General features: G+C 41.7%; 14 protein-coding genes and 1 tRNA gene. 11 read left to right on the top strand and 4 right to left on the bottom strand.

Going from position 1 to position 16,009, the window contains the following annotated elements:
* Positions 1-3: 3 nt before the first annotated feature.
* Positions 4-1,185, bottom strand: a complete 1,182-nt coding sequence (locus tag T530_RS0100910; protein ID WP_027727383.1) for a galactokinase family protein — start codon at positions 1,183-1,185, stop codon at positions 4-6.
* Between the two features lie 87 nt (positions 1,186-1,272).
* On the opposite strand from T530_RS0100910, the gene lnt reads away from it, so the two are divergent.
* The 5 genes from lnt (at position 1,273) to T530_RS0100885 (ending at position 7,258) form a co-directional block, all read left to right on the top strand.
* Positions 1,273-3,078, top strand: a complete 1,806-nt coding sequence (gene lnt / locus T530_RS0100905; protein WP_027727382.1) for an apolipoprotein N-acyltransferase — start codon at positions 1,273-1,275, stop codon at positions 3,076-3,078.
* Between the two features lie 270 nt (positions 3,079-3,348).
* A complete protein-coding gene (gene nrdR / locus T530_RS0100900) occupies positions 3,349-3,831 on the top strand; it encodes a transcriptional regulator NrdR (RefSeq protein WP_027727381.1) in 483 nt (160 codons plus the stop codon).
* Positions 3,824-5,932 carry a ribonucleoside triphosphate reductase gene (locus T530_RS0100895; protein ID WP_027727380.1) on the top strand — a complete coding sequence of 703 codons (2,109 nt, stop codon included), beginning with the start codon at positions 3,824-3,826 and terminating at the stop codon, positions 5,930-5,932. Before nrdR ends, T530_RS0100895 begins: the two co-directional genes overlap by 8 nt.
* A gap of 18 nt (positions 5,933-5,950) precedes the next feature.
* Positions 5,951-6,487, top strand: a complete 537-nt coding sequence (gene nrdD / locus T530_RS0100890) for an anaerobic ribonucleoside-triphosphate reductase (RefSeq protein ID WP_027727379.1) — start codon at positions 5,951-5,953, stop codon at positions 6,485-6,487.
* 9 nt (positions 6,488-6,496) lie between these two features.
* Complete coding sequence (locus T530_RS0100885; protein ID WP_027727378.1) at positions 6,497-7,258, top strand: radical SAM protein; 762 nt, start codon at positions 6,497-6,499, stop codon at positions 7,256-7,258.
* A gap of 168 nt (positions 7,259-7,426) precedes the next feature.
* Here T530_RS0100885 and T530_RS0100880 read toward each other — a convergent pair whose 3' ends face one another.
* The 3 genes from T530_RS0100880 to T530_RS0100870 form a co-directional block, all read right to left on the bottom strand.
* Positions 7,427-8,413 (bottom strand): bifunctional oligoribonuclease/PAP phosphatase NrnA, encoded by a 987-nt coding sequence (locus tag T530_RS0100880; RefSeq protein WP_027727377.1) that lies wholly within the window; start codon positions 8,411-8,413, stop codon positions 7,427-7,429.
* 81 nt (positions 8,414-8,494) lie between these two features.
* A complete protein-coding gene (locus T530_RS0100875) occupies positions 8,495-8,905 on the bottom strand; it encodes a hypothetical protein (RefSeq protein ID WP_027727376.1) in 411 nt (136 codons plus the stop codon).
* A 232-nt stretch (positions 8,906-9,137) separates the two neighbouring features.
* Positions 9,138-9,210, bottom strand: a tRNA-Met gene (locus tag T530_RS0100870).
* Between the two features lie 206 nt (positions 9,211-9,416).
* Between T530_RS0100870 and T530_RS0100865 the strand changes: the two genes are divergently transcribed.
* The 6 genes from T530_RS0100865 (at position 9,417) to fliD (ending at position 15,996) form a co-directional block, all read left to right on the top strand.
* Positions 9,417-10,334, top strand: a complete 918-nt coding sequence (locus T530_RS0100865; RefSeq protein ID WP_027727375.1) for a hypothetical protein — start codon at positions 9,417-9,419, stop codon at positions 10,332-10,334.
* Positions 10,335-10,365: 31 nt separating this feature from the next.
* The gene (rdgB, locus tag T530_RS0100860) at positions 10,366-11,025 is read left to right on the top strand and encodes an RdgB/HAM1 family non-canonical purine NTP pyrophosphatase (protein ID WP_027727374.1); all 660 of its coding nucleotides are present in this window, start codon (positions 10,366-10,368) and stop codon (positions 11,023-11,025) included.
* Between the two features lie 248 nt (positions 11,026-11,273).
* On the top strand, positions 11,274-12,134 hold the full coding sequence (locus T530_RS0100855; protein ID WP_027727373.1) for a flagellin: 861 nt from the start codon (positions 11,274-11,276) through the stop codon (positions 12,132-12,134).
* Between the two features lie 492 nt (positions 12,135-12,626).
* Positions 12,627-13,475 (top strand): flagellin, encoded by an 849-nt coding sequence (locus T530_RS0100850; protein ID WP_027727372.1) that lies wholly within the window; start codon positions 12,627-12,629, stop codon positions 13,473-13,475.
* Positions 13,476-13,627: 152 nt separating this feature from the next.
* On the top strand, positions 13,628-14,014 hold the full coding sequence (locus T530_RS13170) for a flagellar protein FlaG (protein ID WP_051537703.1): 387 nt from the start codon (positions 13,628-13,630) through the stop codon (positions 14,012-14,014).
* Between the two features lie 23 nt (positions 14,015-14,037).
* The gene (fliD, locus tag T530_RS0100840) at positions 14,038-15,996 is read left to right on the top strand and encodes a flagellar filament capping protein FliD (protein ID WP_027727371.1); all 1,959 of its coding nucleotides are present in this window, start codon (positions 14,038-14,040) and stop codon (positions 15,994-15,996) included.
* Positions 15,997-16,009 lie beyond the last annotated feature (13 nt).

Here is a 16,009-nt window from a genome sequence, read left to right as displayed (position 1 = left end):
ATGCTAGTCACGTACTAAAGAAGCACCATCAGAAGGTACAACCTCGTACACATCCGGATGGAAGCCGAAAATCTTTTCAAATTCTGCAATTTTTGCCTTAAATGTATCTACATCGCTATTACGTACAATTGCATAAAGACAGCGTCCAAAGCCCTTACCTGTAATACGACCGCAGGTAACAGGATTTCGAACCTGTTCAAGATTTGGCTCAAGTTCACCTACACGCTTCAAAATCCAGTCAATTTCAGGACATGAGATGTCATACAAATCACGCATAGTAACATAGCTGTCATTTACAGCGCGGGCAAACCTGAAGAAATCCGACTTAATAAGACCTTCGCGGGCTTCAAGTACGTCATTATGTTCGCGAAGCATAGTATAAAGCTTTCTGTGAATATCTTCACTTACAACTTCAAGAATTTCATTAATATCAGTGATGTCAGAAATATACTGCCAGCCGCCATAAACGTTAGGCTTTTTCTCGCGCAAATCACCAAGCAAAAGGGCATACTGAGGCTCGTAAATCGACTCTTCATTCCAGACAGTCCAGCGAGGTACCTTTGTATCTACAAGAAGGATTTTCTTGTCCGGGAAGTCAAAGTTTGCATAGTCCCAGGAGTTCTTGAAATGGTCAGTGATTAAAAGTGTATCTTTTTTAGAAAAGAGAGCCGCATAGTTATCGGCAATGTGGTTAGCAGTCTGTAAGAAGAGTTTGTTGGCACGTTCAAGAACCTGAAGAAGAACATTGTTGTCGCATTTGAAGCCAAACAGTTCCTTAATCGCAAGCGCCGCCGCAACCTTTACAGCCGTCGTAATACCAAAGCCGGCAGACGGAAGTATCTGACTGTAAATCGTAAGGTCAAAACCGCCGACAGCATAACCGCCCGAAGTAAAACCATAGACAACTGCCTTTACTGCGTTTGCCCATTTATCTTCTTTTTTGAGCTTTACACCAGTTGAAGAACTCTTTTTCCTGTCATTCAGCTGATGAAAATAAAAATGAAGTGATGAATCTTCTCTTTTAGAAACGGCAACATAAACCGGAAGATTTATTGCCATGGAAAGTGTCTTATCTTTAAAAAACCAGGAGTGTTCGCCAATCAGATGAAATCTGCCGGGCGCTTTTGCCACAACCTCCGGTAATTTTTTGTACTCCTGCTCGTGGGCATCATTCAGTGCTTTCAAAAACCTGACCCCCTCATCCCTGTCAGCCACTTTTTTTTAATTTAAGTGCTTAATTTTTTTTGAATATATGTAGATAATAATATAGTAATGAGTGCGATTTTACAAGTTTTTTATTCTGCATTTTCGGGTCTGCTGCTTTCCGCCGCCATTCCCAACGAATTCTTCCTTTTTGGATTTCCCTTCGCCGCACTCTTAGCCCTTGCCCCCTTTTATCACGCAATAAAAAACTGCAAAAGCCCTAAAGAAGCCTTTTTGTGCGGCTTTACCCAGACCTGCGTCACCCACCTTCTTTCAAGCTTCTGGCTGGCCAATTTTATGGATTTTGCCGCCTTCACTCTGGGTGCCTCGGCCTTTGGAACGGGCATAATCGGAGGAATTTTCGGACTATTTCTCTTTCTGCCCTATAATTCCTCAAAAAAACAGAATCCCCTCCTGGACTTTTCCATAGAAAAAAGCACTTTCCGCACTAAAGACTTCAAAGTCCTCTATTTCGCATCTCTTTACACCCTCTACGAATGGGTAAAATCCACAGGTTTTCTGGGCTATCCCTGGGGAACAGTCCCGTCAGCACTCTACCGCTGGTCCCTTCTCACCCAGATTGCTTCAATTACCGGCACTTACGGCATCACTTTTTTGACAGCGCTTTTTAATGCCCTTCTTGAAGAAAGAATTTTTTCGTCCCCAGTCACGCAAAAGGGCTTTCAAGGCCAGACCAGGCCGTCAGCACCAGGTCAGGCCCCCTTCCGCATGGTCCTGCAATCAGAAAAAGTCCTGGCCGCCTTAACACTTTTATCACTTTTATACGGCACATATCAGCTTCTAAAAGTGAGGGTGCCACAAAAATACCTTACAGCGGTGATGATTCAGCAGAACTCAGACCCCTGGAAGGAAAAATCCGACCACGATTCAATTCTCCGCTCCCAGCGCCTCACAAAAGAGAAACTCGACCAGCTCAAGGCTGAAAATATAAGCGCAGATTTTGTTGTCTGGAGTGAAGGCTGCTTAAGGCGTCCTTTTCCCAACAGCGAAAGTCATTACAGCATTTTCCCCGGCGAAAAACCTCTTACAGACTTTATAAAAGAAACAAAGCTTCCCTTCCTTCTTGGCGGCCGCTATATAAAAAATGCAGAAAAAGCCCAGGTAAACAACGCAGCCCTGGTATTCGATAAAGACAGCAATCTTCGCGGCCACTACGGAAAAAATCATCTTGTTCCCTTTGCAGAAGCCCTGCCAGGCCGCGAATCAGAAGCGGTAAGAAAATTCCTCAAGCAATACCTTAAGATTTCTGCCGGCTGGACTCCGGGCGATCAGATTGTCCTTTTTGACATTCCTGCAAAATGGAATCCGGACCGTCATTTACCGCCCTATAAATACCTTGATTTATCAAAAAGCTGGTCTCAGGAAAGCCTTGAAGAAGACAAGGCCCCTACAGTCCGCATTTCAACTCCAATCTGCTTTGACGACGCCTTTCCCGAAGTTATGGGAAAAATGAGCAGATACGGCGCAGAGCTTTTTGTAAACATTACAGATGATTCCTGGTCCCTTAAAAAATCAAGCGAAATCCAGCATTTTGTAATTTCTTCCTTTTCTTCAATTGAATACCGAACCCCAATGATCCGCTCTTCAAATGCCGGCTACTCCTGCGTAATTTCCCCGACAGGAAAGGTACTTGCAGACTCACCTCTTTTTGAAGAATATGCCCTTGCTTACCAGGTTCCGGTTTATGCACACGAAAGAACAGTTTATGCCCGCCTGGGAAACTGGCTTCCTCTTATCATACTTTTTCTATTCACAATCTACTGCCTTATTGAATACTTCAGTTTTGAAGCAACCGATTACATTCCTTCATCAAGAAAATTTAAAAAGAAAAAGAAGTCTCACAAGAAGAAATAGCCACAGATGGGACTCAGATGTACACAGATAAAAAAATCATCTGTGTATATCTGTGTTTATCTGCGGCTATAAATTCAAAATTCCATTTTTAGTCAATACTTCATAACAAGATTTTTTATCAAAGCATAAAATTTTTTTTTGTCAAGAAAAATAGTTTAAAAAAATTCTTCTGAATTCACCAAAATTCTATTGTCGCAACATATTTAGTGTTATATCATTCAAATTGTGGTGGGAAGTACACTATGAATTCACGCCACAAAGAGAAAAGTAATGCGCTGCCCTTATTGCGGAAAATTAGACGATAAAGTTCTGGAATCTCGAACAATGGTAAACGGTGAAAGCATCCGCCGCCGCCGTGAATGCCTTTTCTGCGGTTATCGTTTTACAAGTTACGAACGCATTGACGAAAAACCTTTTATGGTTGTTAAGCGTGACGGACAGCGTCGTCAGCCTTTTGACCGTGAAAAACTCGAAAAAGGAATTATCCGGGCACTTGAAAAACGCCCTGTTTCAACAGCAATGGTCGAACAGATCTGCAATGATATAGAAGACCTTGCAATCAAACAGGGAAAGGAAGCCCGCGAAATCTCTACATCAGCTTTGGGCGAATTAGTTTTGGAAAAACTTTATGACATAGACAAGGTTGCATACATTCGTTTTGCTTCGGTTTACCGCCATTTTGAAAACCTTGAAGAATTTATGACAGAAGTTAAAAAAATAAAGAAAAAGTCGAAGGGGGGAAGCAATGAGTGACCAGTCAATTTTTCCTGAGTGGAGAAGTTTTTTGGGATCCAGCTCTGATGAAGAAACACAGGGCGTTATCAAACAGGTTGTAAAGAGAAGCGGTGAAATCGCAAAATACGACCGGAAAAAAATCGAAACTGCCATAGACAAGGCAATTGAAGCGGTTGAAGGAAGAAAAGATCCTGACCGCGCTTATGAATTAACAAATGCAGTAGAAGAAAAAATCCGTCTTCAGATGGCAGGAAACCGCGCTCACTCAATTCCTGCAATCGAAGAAATTCAGGATATTGTAGAAAGCGTTCTTATTGAAAATAAGGAAGTAGACATTGCCAAGGCCTACATTCTTTACCGCGCAAGACATGAAGTTATGCGCGATACAAAAAAACTCATGCTGGACATCAATAAAACAATGGACGGCTACCTTGCTCAGAGCGACTGGCGCGTAAATGAAAACGCCAACGTTAACTTTTCTCTGGGCGGACTTATTCTTCATAACTCAGGTACAATCACAGCCAACTACTGGCTCAACAATATTTACTCAAAGGAAATTGCAGAAGCACATAAAACTGCTGCCTTCCACATTCACGACCTTTCAATGTTCTCTGGTTACTGCGCAGGCTGGTCTCTTCGTCAGCTGATTGCAGAAGGTCTTGGCGGAGTTCCTGACAAAATTACATCAACTCCTGCAACTCACCTTTCAACTCTTGTAAACCAGATTGTAAACTTTTTGGGAATCATGCAGAACGAATGGGCAGGCGCTCAGGCCTTCTCTTCTTTTGATACTTATCTTGCTCCATTTGTACGCACAGACAAGCTTACAGAAAAACAGGTTCGCCAGTGCATTCAGTCATACATCTACGGTGTAAACACACCAAGCCGCTGGGGTTCTCAGGCACCATTTACAAACATCACCCTTGACTGGGTATGTCCTGATGACCTTAAAAATAAAAAGGCTATTGTTGGCGGTAAGGAACAGGATTTCACTTACGGTGACTGCCAGAAGGAAATGGACCTTATCAACAAGGTATTCATTGAACTGATGATTGAAGGTGACGCTGAAGGCCGAGGATTTGCTTACCCTATCCCGACTTACAACATCACAAAGGATTTTGACTGGACAAGCGAAAACGCAAAGCTTTTGTTTACAATGACAGCTCAGTACGGAACTCCAAACTTCCAGAACTTTGTAAATTCAGACTTGAATCCAAGCGACGTACGTTCTATGTGCTGCCGACTCCAGCTTGATAAACGCGAACTCCGCCGTCGTGGTGGTGGTCTCTTTGGTGCAGATGAATTCACAGGTTCTATCGGTGTTGTTACAATCAACCTTCCTCAGATTGCTTACCTTGCAAACGACGAACAGGAATTCTTCAAGCGCCTTGATTATCTTATGGAACTTGCAAAAGAAAGCCTCTGCATCAAGAGAAAGGTTATTCAGCGTCTTTATGACGGCGGACTTTTCCCTTATACAAAACGCTATCTTAAAACTCTTACAAACCACTTCAACACAATCGGACTCTGCGGCATGAACGAATGCTGTCTCAACTTCCTTGGTGTTGATATTTCAGAGCCTGCAGGAAAGGCTTTTGCAGAAAAAGTTCTTACTCATATGCGTGAAAAAATGCAGGATTATCAGGAGGAAACAGGAGACCTCTTCAACCTTGAAGCAACTCCTGCTGAATCAACTTCTTACCGTCTTGCAAAACACGATAAGGAGCAGTTCCCTGACATTATTACAAGCGGAAAGGACGCTCCTTTCTATACAAACTCTTCTCAGCTTCCTGTTGACTACACCTCAGATGTATTTGAAGCTTTGGATCATCAGGAATCACTGCAGACAAAGTACACCGGCGGTACAATGTTCCATGTTTACATGGGAGAAGCAATTAAAGACTGGAAGGCATGTGCAGAACTTGTAAAATCAATTTCTCACAAATACCGCATTCCTTTCTTTACAATTTCGCCGACTTATTCAATCTGCCCTGTTCACGGCTATCTTGTGGGACAGCAGTTTGAATGTCCTAAGTGTAAGGCAGAGAAGGAAAAGGCACTTCTCGAAAAGCTTAAGGTGCTTGAAGCTGAAAAAGAAAAAATACTTGCAAATGCATAAAAAGTGGGAGGAATAAAAATGGAAAAAAGGACACTTGCTCAGATTGAACAGGAAATTGCAGAGACAAAGGCTGCATTGGAAAATGTTCATGGAACAGAAACAGAAGTTTACGCCCGCATCGTAGGCTACTACCGCGCCGTAAAACACTGGAACAACGGAAAACGAGATGAATTCGGAATCCGTAAGATGTTTACCCTTGAAGACAGCAAGCTTGCTCAGACAAAAGCAGATGTAAAAGCTGTAAAAGAAGAGCCAAAAGCCGCTGCCAAAGTTGCAAAAGCAGAAAATTCTGACCTCACAAGCGTTACATACGAGCTTTACACACGTAAAACCTGCCCTAACTGTCCTCCAGTAAAAGCTTTTATGAACGACCTTGATATGCCAGGCAGAAATATTGACGTAGACACAAAAGAAGGACTTGCTGAGGCAGCCAAAAAAGGAATTTTTGCTTCACCTACAGTTATCTTCTATAATGCAGAGGGAGTTGAAACAGCCCGCTGCCACAACGTTGAAGAACTCGAAGTTGTATTCCAGAAGGTTGCAGTTTCTGCATAAGGAAGTACAATGGCTGACCTGCCCTTAGACAGACCTGCCGGAATTCTGGTTAAAACCACCTGTGTGGATTTTCCGGGACATCTGGCAGGTTCTTTTTTTCTAAAAGGATGTAATCTCCGCTGCCCCTACTGCTATAACCGGGATTTAGTTCTGGGTTTTGAAGATGCAGAAGAGGCGTCAACATCACTTGCAAGTACCGAGGAGCTTTTTACTCATCTTGAAAGAAGGCAGGGAATATTAACCGGGCTTACTATAAGCGGAGGGGAACCCTTACTGAATCCCTACACCCCTCTAATCATAAAAAAAGCAAGGGAGCTTGGCTATCTGATAAAGCTTGATACAAACGGCACCCTTCCGGACGAGCTTGAAGCCATAATAAATAATTCTGATTTACGTCCTGATTTTATTGCAATGGACATAAAGACAAGCCCTGAACGATATGGCATAGAAATCTGTAATAAAAGCTCGCCCTTTTTTGGAAAAACAGAATACTGGGAAAAGAAAGTAAGACGCTGTGCAGAAATTGTTTCGTCCTTCCCGGCAGAAAAGCGGGAGTTCCGCACAGTTTTAGTGCCTTCTTTAGTACAGAAGGAAGACATAAAAAAAATGGCAGAAATTCTTCCACAGGATGCCAGCTGGCAGTTCGCCCCTTTCCGTAACGAAAACTGCCTGAACCCCGCCTACAATGACATCCTGCCCTACAGCGACGCAGAAGCCGCAGAATTGGTAGAATACGCGCGAACATTTGTAGAAGGTGCAGAATTACGTTAACACTTGCAAAAAATGGCTTCCAGTCGCGTAGCATGGTTCAAAACCGCGCAATAATGCGCTACACGCTGATTGTTGCAAAGAAACCATTAAATTGACCGCTCACGCGGTCGCAACAATCAGAGTGTTTTTGAACCACGCTACACTCCTTCGCGCCATTTTTTGCAGCTCTTAGATAATCCTTGCAAACTCTTTTACAATTTGCGGCAAAAGTGTCTCAATCTTGCCGTTACAGCTCATGCCGCTGGCGTTTTTGTGACCGCCGCCACCAAACTTTGCTGCTACCTGGGAAACGTCAATTTCTTCCAGGGAACGGAAGCCGCCTGTACAGGTAGTTTCGGTATCCTGACGAAGGAAAACAACCGCCTGAACACCTTCAGTTGCAAGGAAAAGCTGGTAAAGGGCGTCAGAATCCCGACCTTCAAGACCATATTTTTTTGTATCATCAAGACTTTCAGTTGTAATTACAAGTTTTCCTTCAAGATAGCGCTCAGCCTTCATCAAAAGGGTTCCCAAAAGCTTGCGGGTTGAATAAGGCTTTCCAGAATTAATCTGATTATAGGTTCTTCTTGGATCAGCTCCGGCCTTTACAAGTCTGCTGGCGCCGTCAAAAACCTCTGCCCCGCTGTTGCTTACAAAGCGGAAAAAGCCAGTATCAGTACAAAGTCCGAAGAAAAGATTTTTTGCAAGTTCTTCAGGAACAGGACCAATCAAACGCTCGTAAAACTGCTGAACAAGATAAGCGCAGGCAGGAGTATCAGAATCAATAAAGCCAAGAGCCCCTTCCGGAAGCCCTGAAGTTTTATGATGGTCAATTACAAAAATATCAAGACCTTCAAAATCTCCGTCAATTTCTCCAAGGCGGCTCAATTCCGAGCAGTCAACAATAATAACTCCGGCAGTCTTGCGGTCATTATCATCAAGAAATTCCATTGTGTTTGAAAACTTTTCTTCAAAACGCTTTACTTCATTGCGCTTAAAAGGACCAGCAGAAAGCAGCTGATATCGTTTATTAAAACCGTCAAGAATAGCCGCTGCACCAAGGCAGGAAGACATACAGTCTCCGTCCGGCTCCTTATGTCCTACAACAAAGAAAAAATCGTGGTTTTCTATAAATGTTCTTAATGACTGAACGTCTGAATCTAAAATCTGTTTCATATAAATTAAAATTCCTGTAAAAAATAAAAAAAAGAGGACTAAAAAGTCCTCTTTTATATTACAGAATTAATTGCAAAATTACTATAATTCAAGCTCTTCCAGTGTCTCTTTATCAGCACCTTCAAGTCTGTTATTTTTCTGGTCAACAATACCCCAGATTGGATTTGTCTTCTTCAAAGGTACATTGAGAACAGCGCGGTAAAATTCACCGTTTCTCTTGTAAACGCTGAAGTAAGCTTCATCCATTGTATTTACAGCTCTTACCTTAAGCTTAACAGGTTCACCCTTTGTAGGCAGACACCATTTTTTAGGAAGAAGAACAGAAGCTGTACCGATTTTATTCTTCTGGTAGATAACAACATAAGCATCACGGCTGTCCAGAACTTTTAAGACAGGAACACTATAATATGTAACCAGCGATTTCTGCGCCTTTGCCGCAAGCGATGGAATAAACATAACTGCCATAGCAATTAAAATAAAAAGTTTCTTCATACGTAACTCCTGCAAGATAATTTCCCACCAACTTTTTATATATCCTTATTATATTCTGATTGCTTCAATTTAACAACATTTTTTTTATGCAAATAAAACTTTTAATCTTCTTAAAATTTATATTTGTCACAGTTTCATTAATTCTCATTAATTTTAATAATCTTAAATTAATATCTTCTAATTAATTAGCAGAATTTAAAATAAAAAAGGCTTCCAGTTTCTGGAAGCCTGATAGCGACCAATGGGATTGAACCATTGACATCACGGATATGAGCCGTGTGCTCTACCAACTGAGCTAGGTCGCCGTAAGTAAGTAGAATAATACACAATCAGGGCATTTGGGTCAATAGCATAAATCTCTTTTTTTTAAAATTTCTCAAAATATTTTCTTTTTCTGCCTGAAATCATCAAAAAAGTCAAATTCTGGCACAAATATTGCTATATAAAAAGCGTGCGCACAATAGCAGAAAAATAACTGCAAAAAAAATTAATCAAAAAAAAGGAAAAAACAATGTTAAAAATCGAATTGAACAAGATTCCATCTCTTCTTGAAGAAGGTCTACTTACAAGAAATCAGGCTGTAAACTTTATGGCCGAATTCATCTTCAAAAACTATCCTCTTTTCGGACTTCATAAATATGATGAAGATTTTCGGGAAGAAATCCTTCTGGAATTCCTGGAAAAAGGCGGAAACCTTATCGACTGTTACAAAAGTTCTATAGGAAACTTTTTCCCCTACTTCTATTCTCAGATTTCTTCAATAGTAAACAAGAACCTGAAAAAACGGGCAAAACAAAGCATTGAGGAACTCTGCAGCTACCACGAAGAATATTCGAAGGTCCTCCAGGACAGATATAAATACGAACCGATTAGTCAACTTTGCTGCGCAGAACAAAAAGTTCCTTACAACAGAAAGCGCGTCAGTCCGGAAGATTTGCAGGCAGCCCTTCACTCTTATACAGAAAAGAAAGAAAGGGTTCTCATCACCCTGCTTCTGAAATACGTTCAGTTCTATGATGAAAAAAATCTCTACACTATATGTAAGGCCTTAAAGCTTGATTACAACGTGATACTTGAAGGAATCAGGATTTGCAAATTAAGCTTAAATACCAAGCTTGAAAATCAGAAGCTGCTGACAGAATCCAGAAATAAATCCTATTTTTACAGGACACGGTACCAGTCCCAGCTGAAATTCCTTACAAAAGAAAAAGATTACGGATATTTTTCTGACACAAATTTAAAAAAGAAATTAAATCATCACACGCATGCCTGGCAGAATAAGAATCACCTGCTTCTGCTGCAAACTTCCCACCTTGTAACTTCAAACAAACTGATAGGAGAACTGCTGGGCATTTGCGAAAGGCAGGTCAGATATTATCTTTCCTGCGCCAAGAATTACAAAAATATTCTGGAAAGCTATGAAGAGTGACTAGAAGCCTTATTTCCGCTAATATATGTACATGAAAATTTACTTAGCGACAGGAAATAAAAACAAAAAACGCGAGATGCAGCAGCTTCTCCCGGAACATGAAATTCTTATCCCGTCTGATGAAGGAATCTATTTTGATCCTGATGAGACGGGTATTACCTTTTACGAAAACAGCCTGATTAAGGCAAAGGCGCTTTATGACATCGTTCATAAACCAGTCATTGCTGATGATTCAGGAATCTGTGTAGACGCTTTGGGCGGGGCACCTGGCATTTATTCATCACGTTATGCAGGTCCTGACTTCATGAAGGGAAAGCCTGACGGCACAAAAATTCCTCAGGAAGAGCAGAATGTCTTTCTTATTAACCAGCTTAATGAGGCTGTAAAAAAAGGTCAGCTCCCAGAGGCGGCATATCTTCACGGAAAGCGAAGCTGCCACTATACCTGCGCAATGGTTTTATACCTTGGAACAGACCGCCTCTATGTCTGCCAGGAAACTTTTGAAGGTACATTAATAGAAGATATATCTAAGAAAGCTGGCGACGGCGGCTTTGGCTACGATCCTATTGTTTTCCTTCCAGAGTTCAATAAAACAGTTGCCCAGCTGTCTGCAGATGAAAAAAACGGCATTTCACACCGCGGAAAAGCCACAAAACAGCTTAAAAAAATCATTGATTCACTGAATATCTAACTTTTTTCGAAAAAAATTCAAAAATTTTTAATTTTTTTTTGAATTTTTTTCGATTTTTCACTAAAGATTCAGAACCAGTCCTCCGATTATATATAAGAAGTGTTATGGTTTTACGACTTCGTAGAAGCAAAAGCCAAACAGTTCGGCAAAAATGTGTAGATGTAGCCTTGTAAGAACATTTACGCATTTTTGCGTCTTTTTTACAGAAGAAAGGATTCTTCTGCCACAACATTCCAAGGAGGAATACTATGGTTATCAACCACAACATGTCGGCAATGTTTGCCAACCGTCAGCTCGGAGTAACTGGTGTAAGTTTCACAAAAGACATGGAGAAACTCTCATCAGGAGAAAGAATCAATCGTGCAGGTGATGATGCTTCAGGTCTTGCAGTATCTGAAAAGATGCGCAGCCAGATCAGAGGTTTGAATCAGGCTTCTAAGAATGCTTTGAACGGCATCAGCTTTATTCAGACAACTGAAGGCTATTTGCAGGAAACAACAGACATCATGCAACGTATCCGTGAACTTGCAGTTCAGTCTTCAAACGGTATCTACTCTTCTGAAGACCGCATGCAGATTCAGGTAGAAATTTCTGCTCTCGTATCTGAAGTTGATCGTATTGCAAGTTCTGCTCAGTTCAACGGCATGAACATGCTTACAGGCCGCTTCGCACAGGTAATGGGAGAAAACCAGGTTACAGGTTCTATGTGGTTCCACATTGGTGCTAACATGGATCAGCGTGTACAGGTTTTCATCGGAACTATGACTTCTGATGCTCTCGGAATCCGCGAAATCGGAACTGGCGAAAAAATTACACTTGCCACACCGGAAGATGCCAACCGTGCTATTGGTGCAGTAGATGATGCATTGAAGAAGATCAACAAACAGCGTGCTGATCTCGGTGCATATCAGAACCGTCTTGAAATGACTGTAAAAGGCTTGGATATTGCAGCTGAAAATACACAGGCTTCTGAATCACGCATCCGTGATACAGACATGGCTAGTCAGATGGTTGAATTCACTAAGAACTCTGTACTCCAGCAGGCAGGTACTGCAATGCTCGCTCAGGCTAACAGCCAGAGTCAGAATGTACTCAGTTTGTTGAGATAGTCTGGCAAGTAGGAGTTAAGTCATAAGCAGCATTGCTAAGCAAGCTTGCTTGCGACCAATGCTGGCTCAGGCCAACTCTCAGAGTCAGAACGTTCTCAGTCTCTTGAGATAGTTCTTTTAAGTAAAGGTTGTCTTTACTTTAATAGTGAGTTATACTAAATATGTTAAAGGACAGTCGATGAGGCTGTTCTTTAACAGCACGGTGTTTCTGCTTTTTTTCTTAAAATTTATTCCACAAAAACACCAATTAGTAGTATTATAGTATTAGACTATAACGAGAGTATATTTTCAGATATACCGAAGATTTTTGACATAGTGCCTTCCCTGCCCCGCAGGTGACAGCAAGAACGGTCAGACTAAACGCCTATTTATTCTGACCATTCCTGCTGTAATAGGTCTGAAACTGAATTAGGGGCGCAGAACTAATTCAGCCTTCGCCTGCAGGCGTAAAGCAAGATGCTTTATGTATAAGTAAACATGGAGGGCACAACTATGATTATTAATCACAATATGAGTTCACTCTATGCTGATCGTGTATTGAACATTTCTAATGATTCAATCATGAAGAACATGGAGAAACTTTCTTCTGGTGAACGCATCAATCGCGCCGGAGACGATGCTTCAGGTTTGGCAGTATCAGAAAAAATGAGAAGCCAGATTCGCGGACTTAACCAGGCTAGCCGCAACATTGAGAATGGTGTTTCATTCATTCAGACAACTGAAGGTTATTTGACTGAAACAACAGACATTCTTCAGCGTGTTCGTGAGCTTGCAGTACAGTCTGCTAACGGTATCTACAGCGATGAAGATCGTATGCAGATTCAGGTAGAAGTATCACAGCTCGTTGCTGAAGTTGACCGCATTGCCAGTCAGGCTCAGTTCAACGGTATGAATATGTTGACAGGACGATTTGCACAGGAAGGACAGTCAGTAATGCAGTTCCAGATCGGTGCCAACGTTGACCAGAACACACGTGTTTTCATCGGTACTATGACTGCTACAGCTCTTGGTTTGAAGGGCATGCAGGGTGGCGATGAACAGATTACCATCTCAACTCCAGAGGATGCAAACATGACTCTCGCTGCTGTTGACGCTGCTTTAACAACAGTAACAAAACAGAGAGCAGATCTTGGTGCATACCAGAACAGATTTGAGCTGGCTGCAAAAGGTGTAGACATTGCCGCAGAAAATACTCAGTCTGCAGAAAGCCGCATCCGCGATACAGATATGGCTAACGAAATGGTTGAGTTTACTAAGAACCAGATTCTCACACAAGCTGGTACAGCAATGCTCGCACAGTCTAACTCACAGACACAGACTGTTCTTGGACTTTTGCAGTAAGTTTTCAAAGAGACCACTGGATGTCGTCTTTTTGAAATAGTTTTTAACAGGAGGGGTTGCGCCCCTCTCCTGCTTTTTTTTTGGAAATATCAGGGTGGGATTTTTCAGGAAGAAATTCTTGACATATTACCCTTATATACAGGAGGTGAACTATGAACACTATTACAAACAGTTCCATGGTTCAGATGGCAATGGATGGCCAGACTCTCTATAAAAACAATGTAAAAAGTGTGAATACCAGCAAAGAGACGCAGGTACAAACGCAATCCATTGCACCAACAGGAGCACAGGTTGTTCAGAATATTGAACAGACTGCTGCACAGACAAAAGAAGTTTCACAGCAGCTGCAGAAGCTTTCAGAATTAATTTCTGATAATAAATTGCAGTTCAGTGTAAACAAAGAATTGGGCAGTGTTATTGTTTCTATTGTAGATGCAAGCACAGACAAGGTTATAAAACAGATACCGTCGGAAGAGATTCAAAATCTGAAGCTTAGAATCAGAAAAGCTATCGGTAATATTTTTGACGAAGTAATCTGATTAAATTCTGAACGGAAAGATTTATGGCTGGACTCAATATTCCAGGCGTCACAGATCAGTACAAGACAAATGAGACTATAGAAAAACTGATGCAGGTTGAGCGTATCCCGCTGAACAGGGAAAAAACTCAGCTTGATGGACTTAAAGCCCAGAAAGACGCCTGGAGAGATATGAACTCTCAACTCGCCTCATTACGAGAAAAAACAAAAGCACTCTATTCTTTTGAAAATCCATTTAACAATAAAATAACAGAATCCTCTCAGGAAAGCGCCGTAAGCGCAGAAGCAACCCGTAGCGCGGAAATTCAGTCTTTTAAAATTGACGTTATCCAGCCTGCTACTGCAGACAGATTTATGTCTGATGAGATGGAAAAAGATTTTAAAGTGCCGTCAGGAACCTACACATACAAAGTTGGCGAAAAACAGCTGAACTTGAACTGGAAGGGCGGAACTCTAAAAGATTTTTCCAATGCAATCAACCGCCGCTCAAACGGAATCGTAAAATCAATGATAATCGGCGGAAGCACAGGAAAATCTGCCTTGATGATTGAATCTCTGGTTACGGGAGCAGACAACAGGCTTGAATTCATAGGCAACGCAAAGGAATTTGCCTTAAGTTCAGGAATGATTGAGCCTGCAAAGGCAAAGGGCAACGAATTTTACGAAGACTCTACCCTGCTTCCAGAAAATTCAATCGATGTAGAAATCCCTGCGGATATACGTTCGCTAAAAAATACCCACATTACATTCTCGCTGATTGCGACAGACACAGAAGACGTCGCAGATGCCTACAACAAGACTATTCCTGGAACTCCGGACTTACAGAGCTCTGGTTCAGCAGAATTCGGCGGAATTACAATCACAAACCTGGATTCAGATTCAGAAAGCTCGGAAAAGATGCCTGAACCTAAGCAGAAGGTTTCTACAGAAAATGTAGTTTTTGCAGTTATGGAAGACGGCTCAGAAAAGCTGATAGAAACACCGGGACTTTTTACAGAAGATACTCTCGTGGATTTTGCCCTTAAAGATTACGAAGGCATTACAGCCATCAGAATTAAAAACGCCAATACAGGAAAGCAGCTTGACACTTCGGCCTTTTCATCTTATGACGGTGGAAAAAAGCTTGGCTATCAGCCGAAAAATCCTGTATCAGAGGCAGACGACGCAATCGTAAAATATGAAGGAATTAAAATCAGCCGTCCTACAAACGACATAGACGACATTGTGCCTGAAATTACCCTTCACCTGCACGATAAGACCGAAAAAACTGCAACAATCACAGTAAAGCCGGATAAGGAAGCATCAAAAGACGCCTTGATTCAGTTTGTCGGACAGTATAACCGCACAGTTGCCGAAATCAATATCCTTTCTCAGAACAAGGAAGAAATCATTCAGGAGCTGGATTACCTTACTTCTGATGAACGCGAAACTGAAATGAAAAAGCTCGGCATGTTCCAGACGGACTTTACCCTTCCTTCCATAAAGTCAAATATGTCTAACATTCTTAACGCCGGCTACCAGACTTCAGACCAGGCAAAAATCACAATGCTTAATCAGATTGGAATAAGCACTAATGCAAGCGGAGGAAACGGCAGTTATTCTCAGAGCAGACTCCGCGGCTATCTTGAAATTGACGAAAAGAAACTTGATCAGGCAATAGAAAACCACCTTGAAGACATAAGACTCCTGTTCGGCTACGATTCAGATGGAGATTTAGTTTCAGACAGCGGAATCGGAGTGCAGCTGGACAAGCAGATTGGAGCCTACACCCAGACCGGCGGAATTCTTGCAATGAAAACAAGCGGCCTTGATTCAAAAATCAAATCTTCTGAACAGAAAATTGCCCGCCTTGAAATCCAGATGGATAAAAAAGAGGCTGATTTACGCAACAAATACGGTCAGATGGAAGGTTCCCTCAACAGCCTTGAAAGCCAGCAGAATTCCATCAACAATTTTACAAATCAGCAGAACAGAAACAGGTAAAAAAAATATAAAT

Origin of the sequence: Treponema sp. C6A8 (assembly GCF_000619925.1) — a bacterium.
Classification (GTDB): Bacteria; Spirochaetota; Spirochaetia; order Treponematales; family Treponemataceae; genus Treponema_D.
This window is presented reverse-complemented; position numbering and strand designations above follow the sequence as displayed.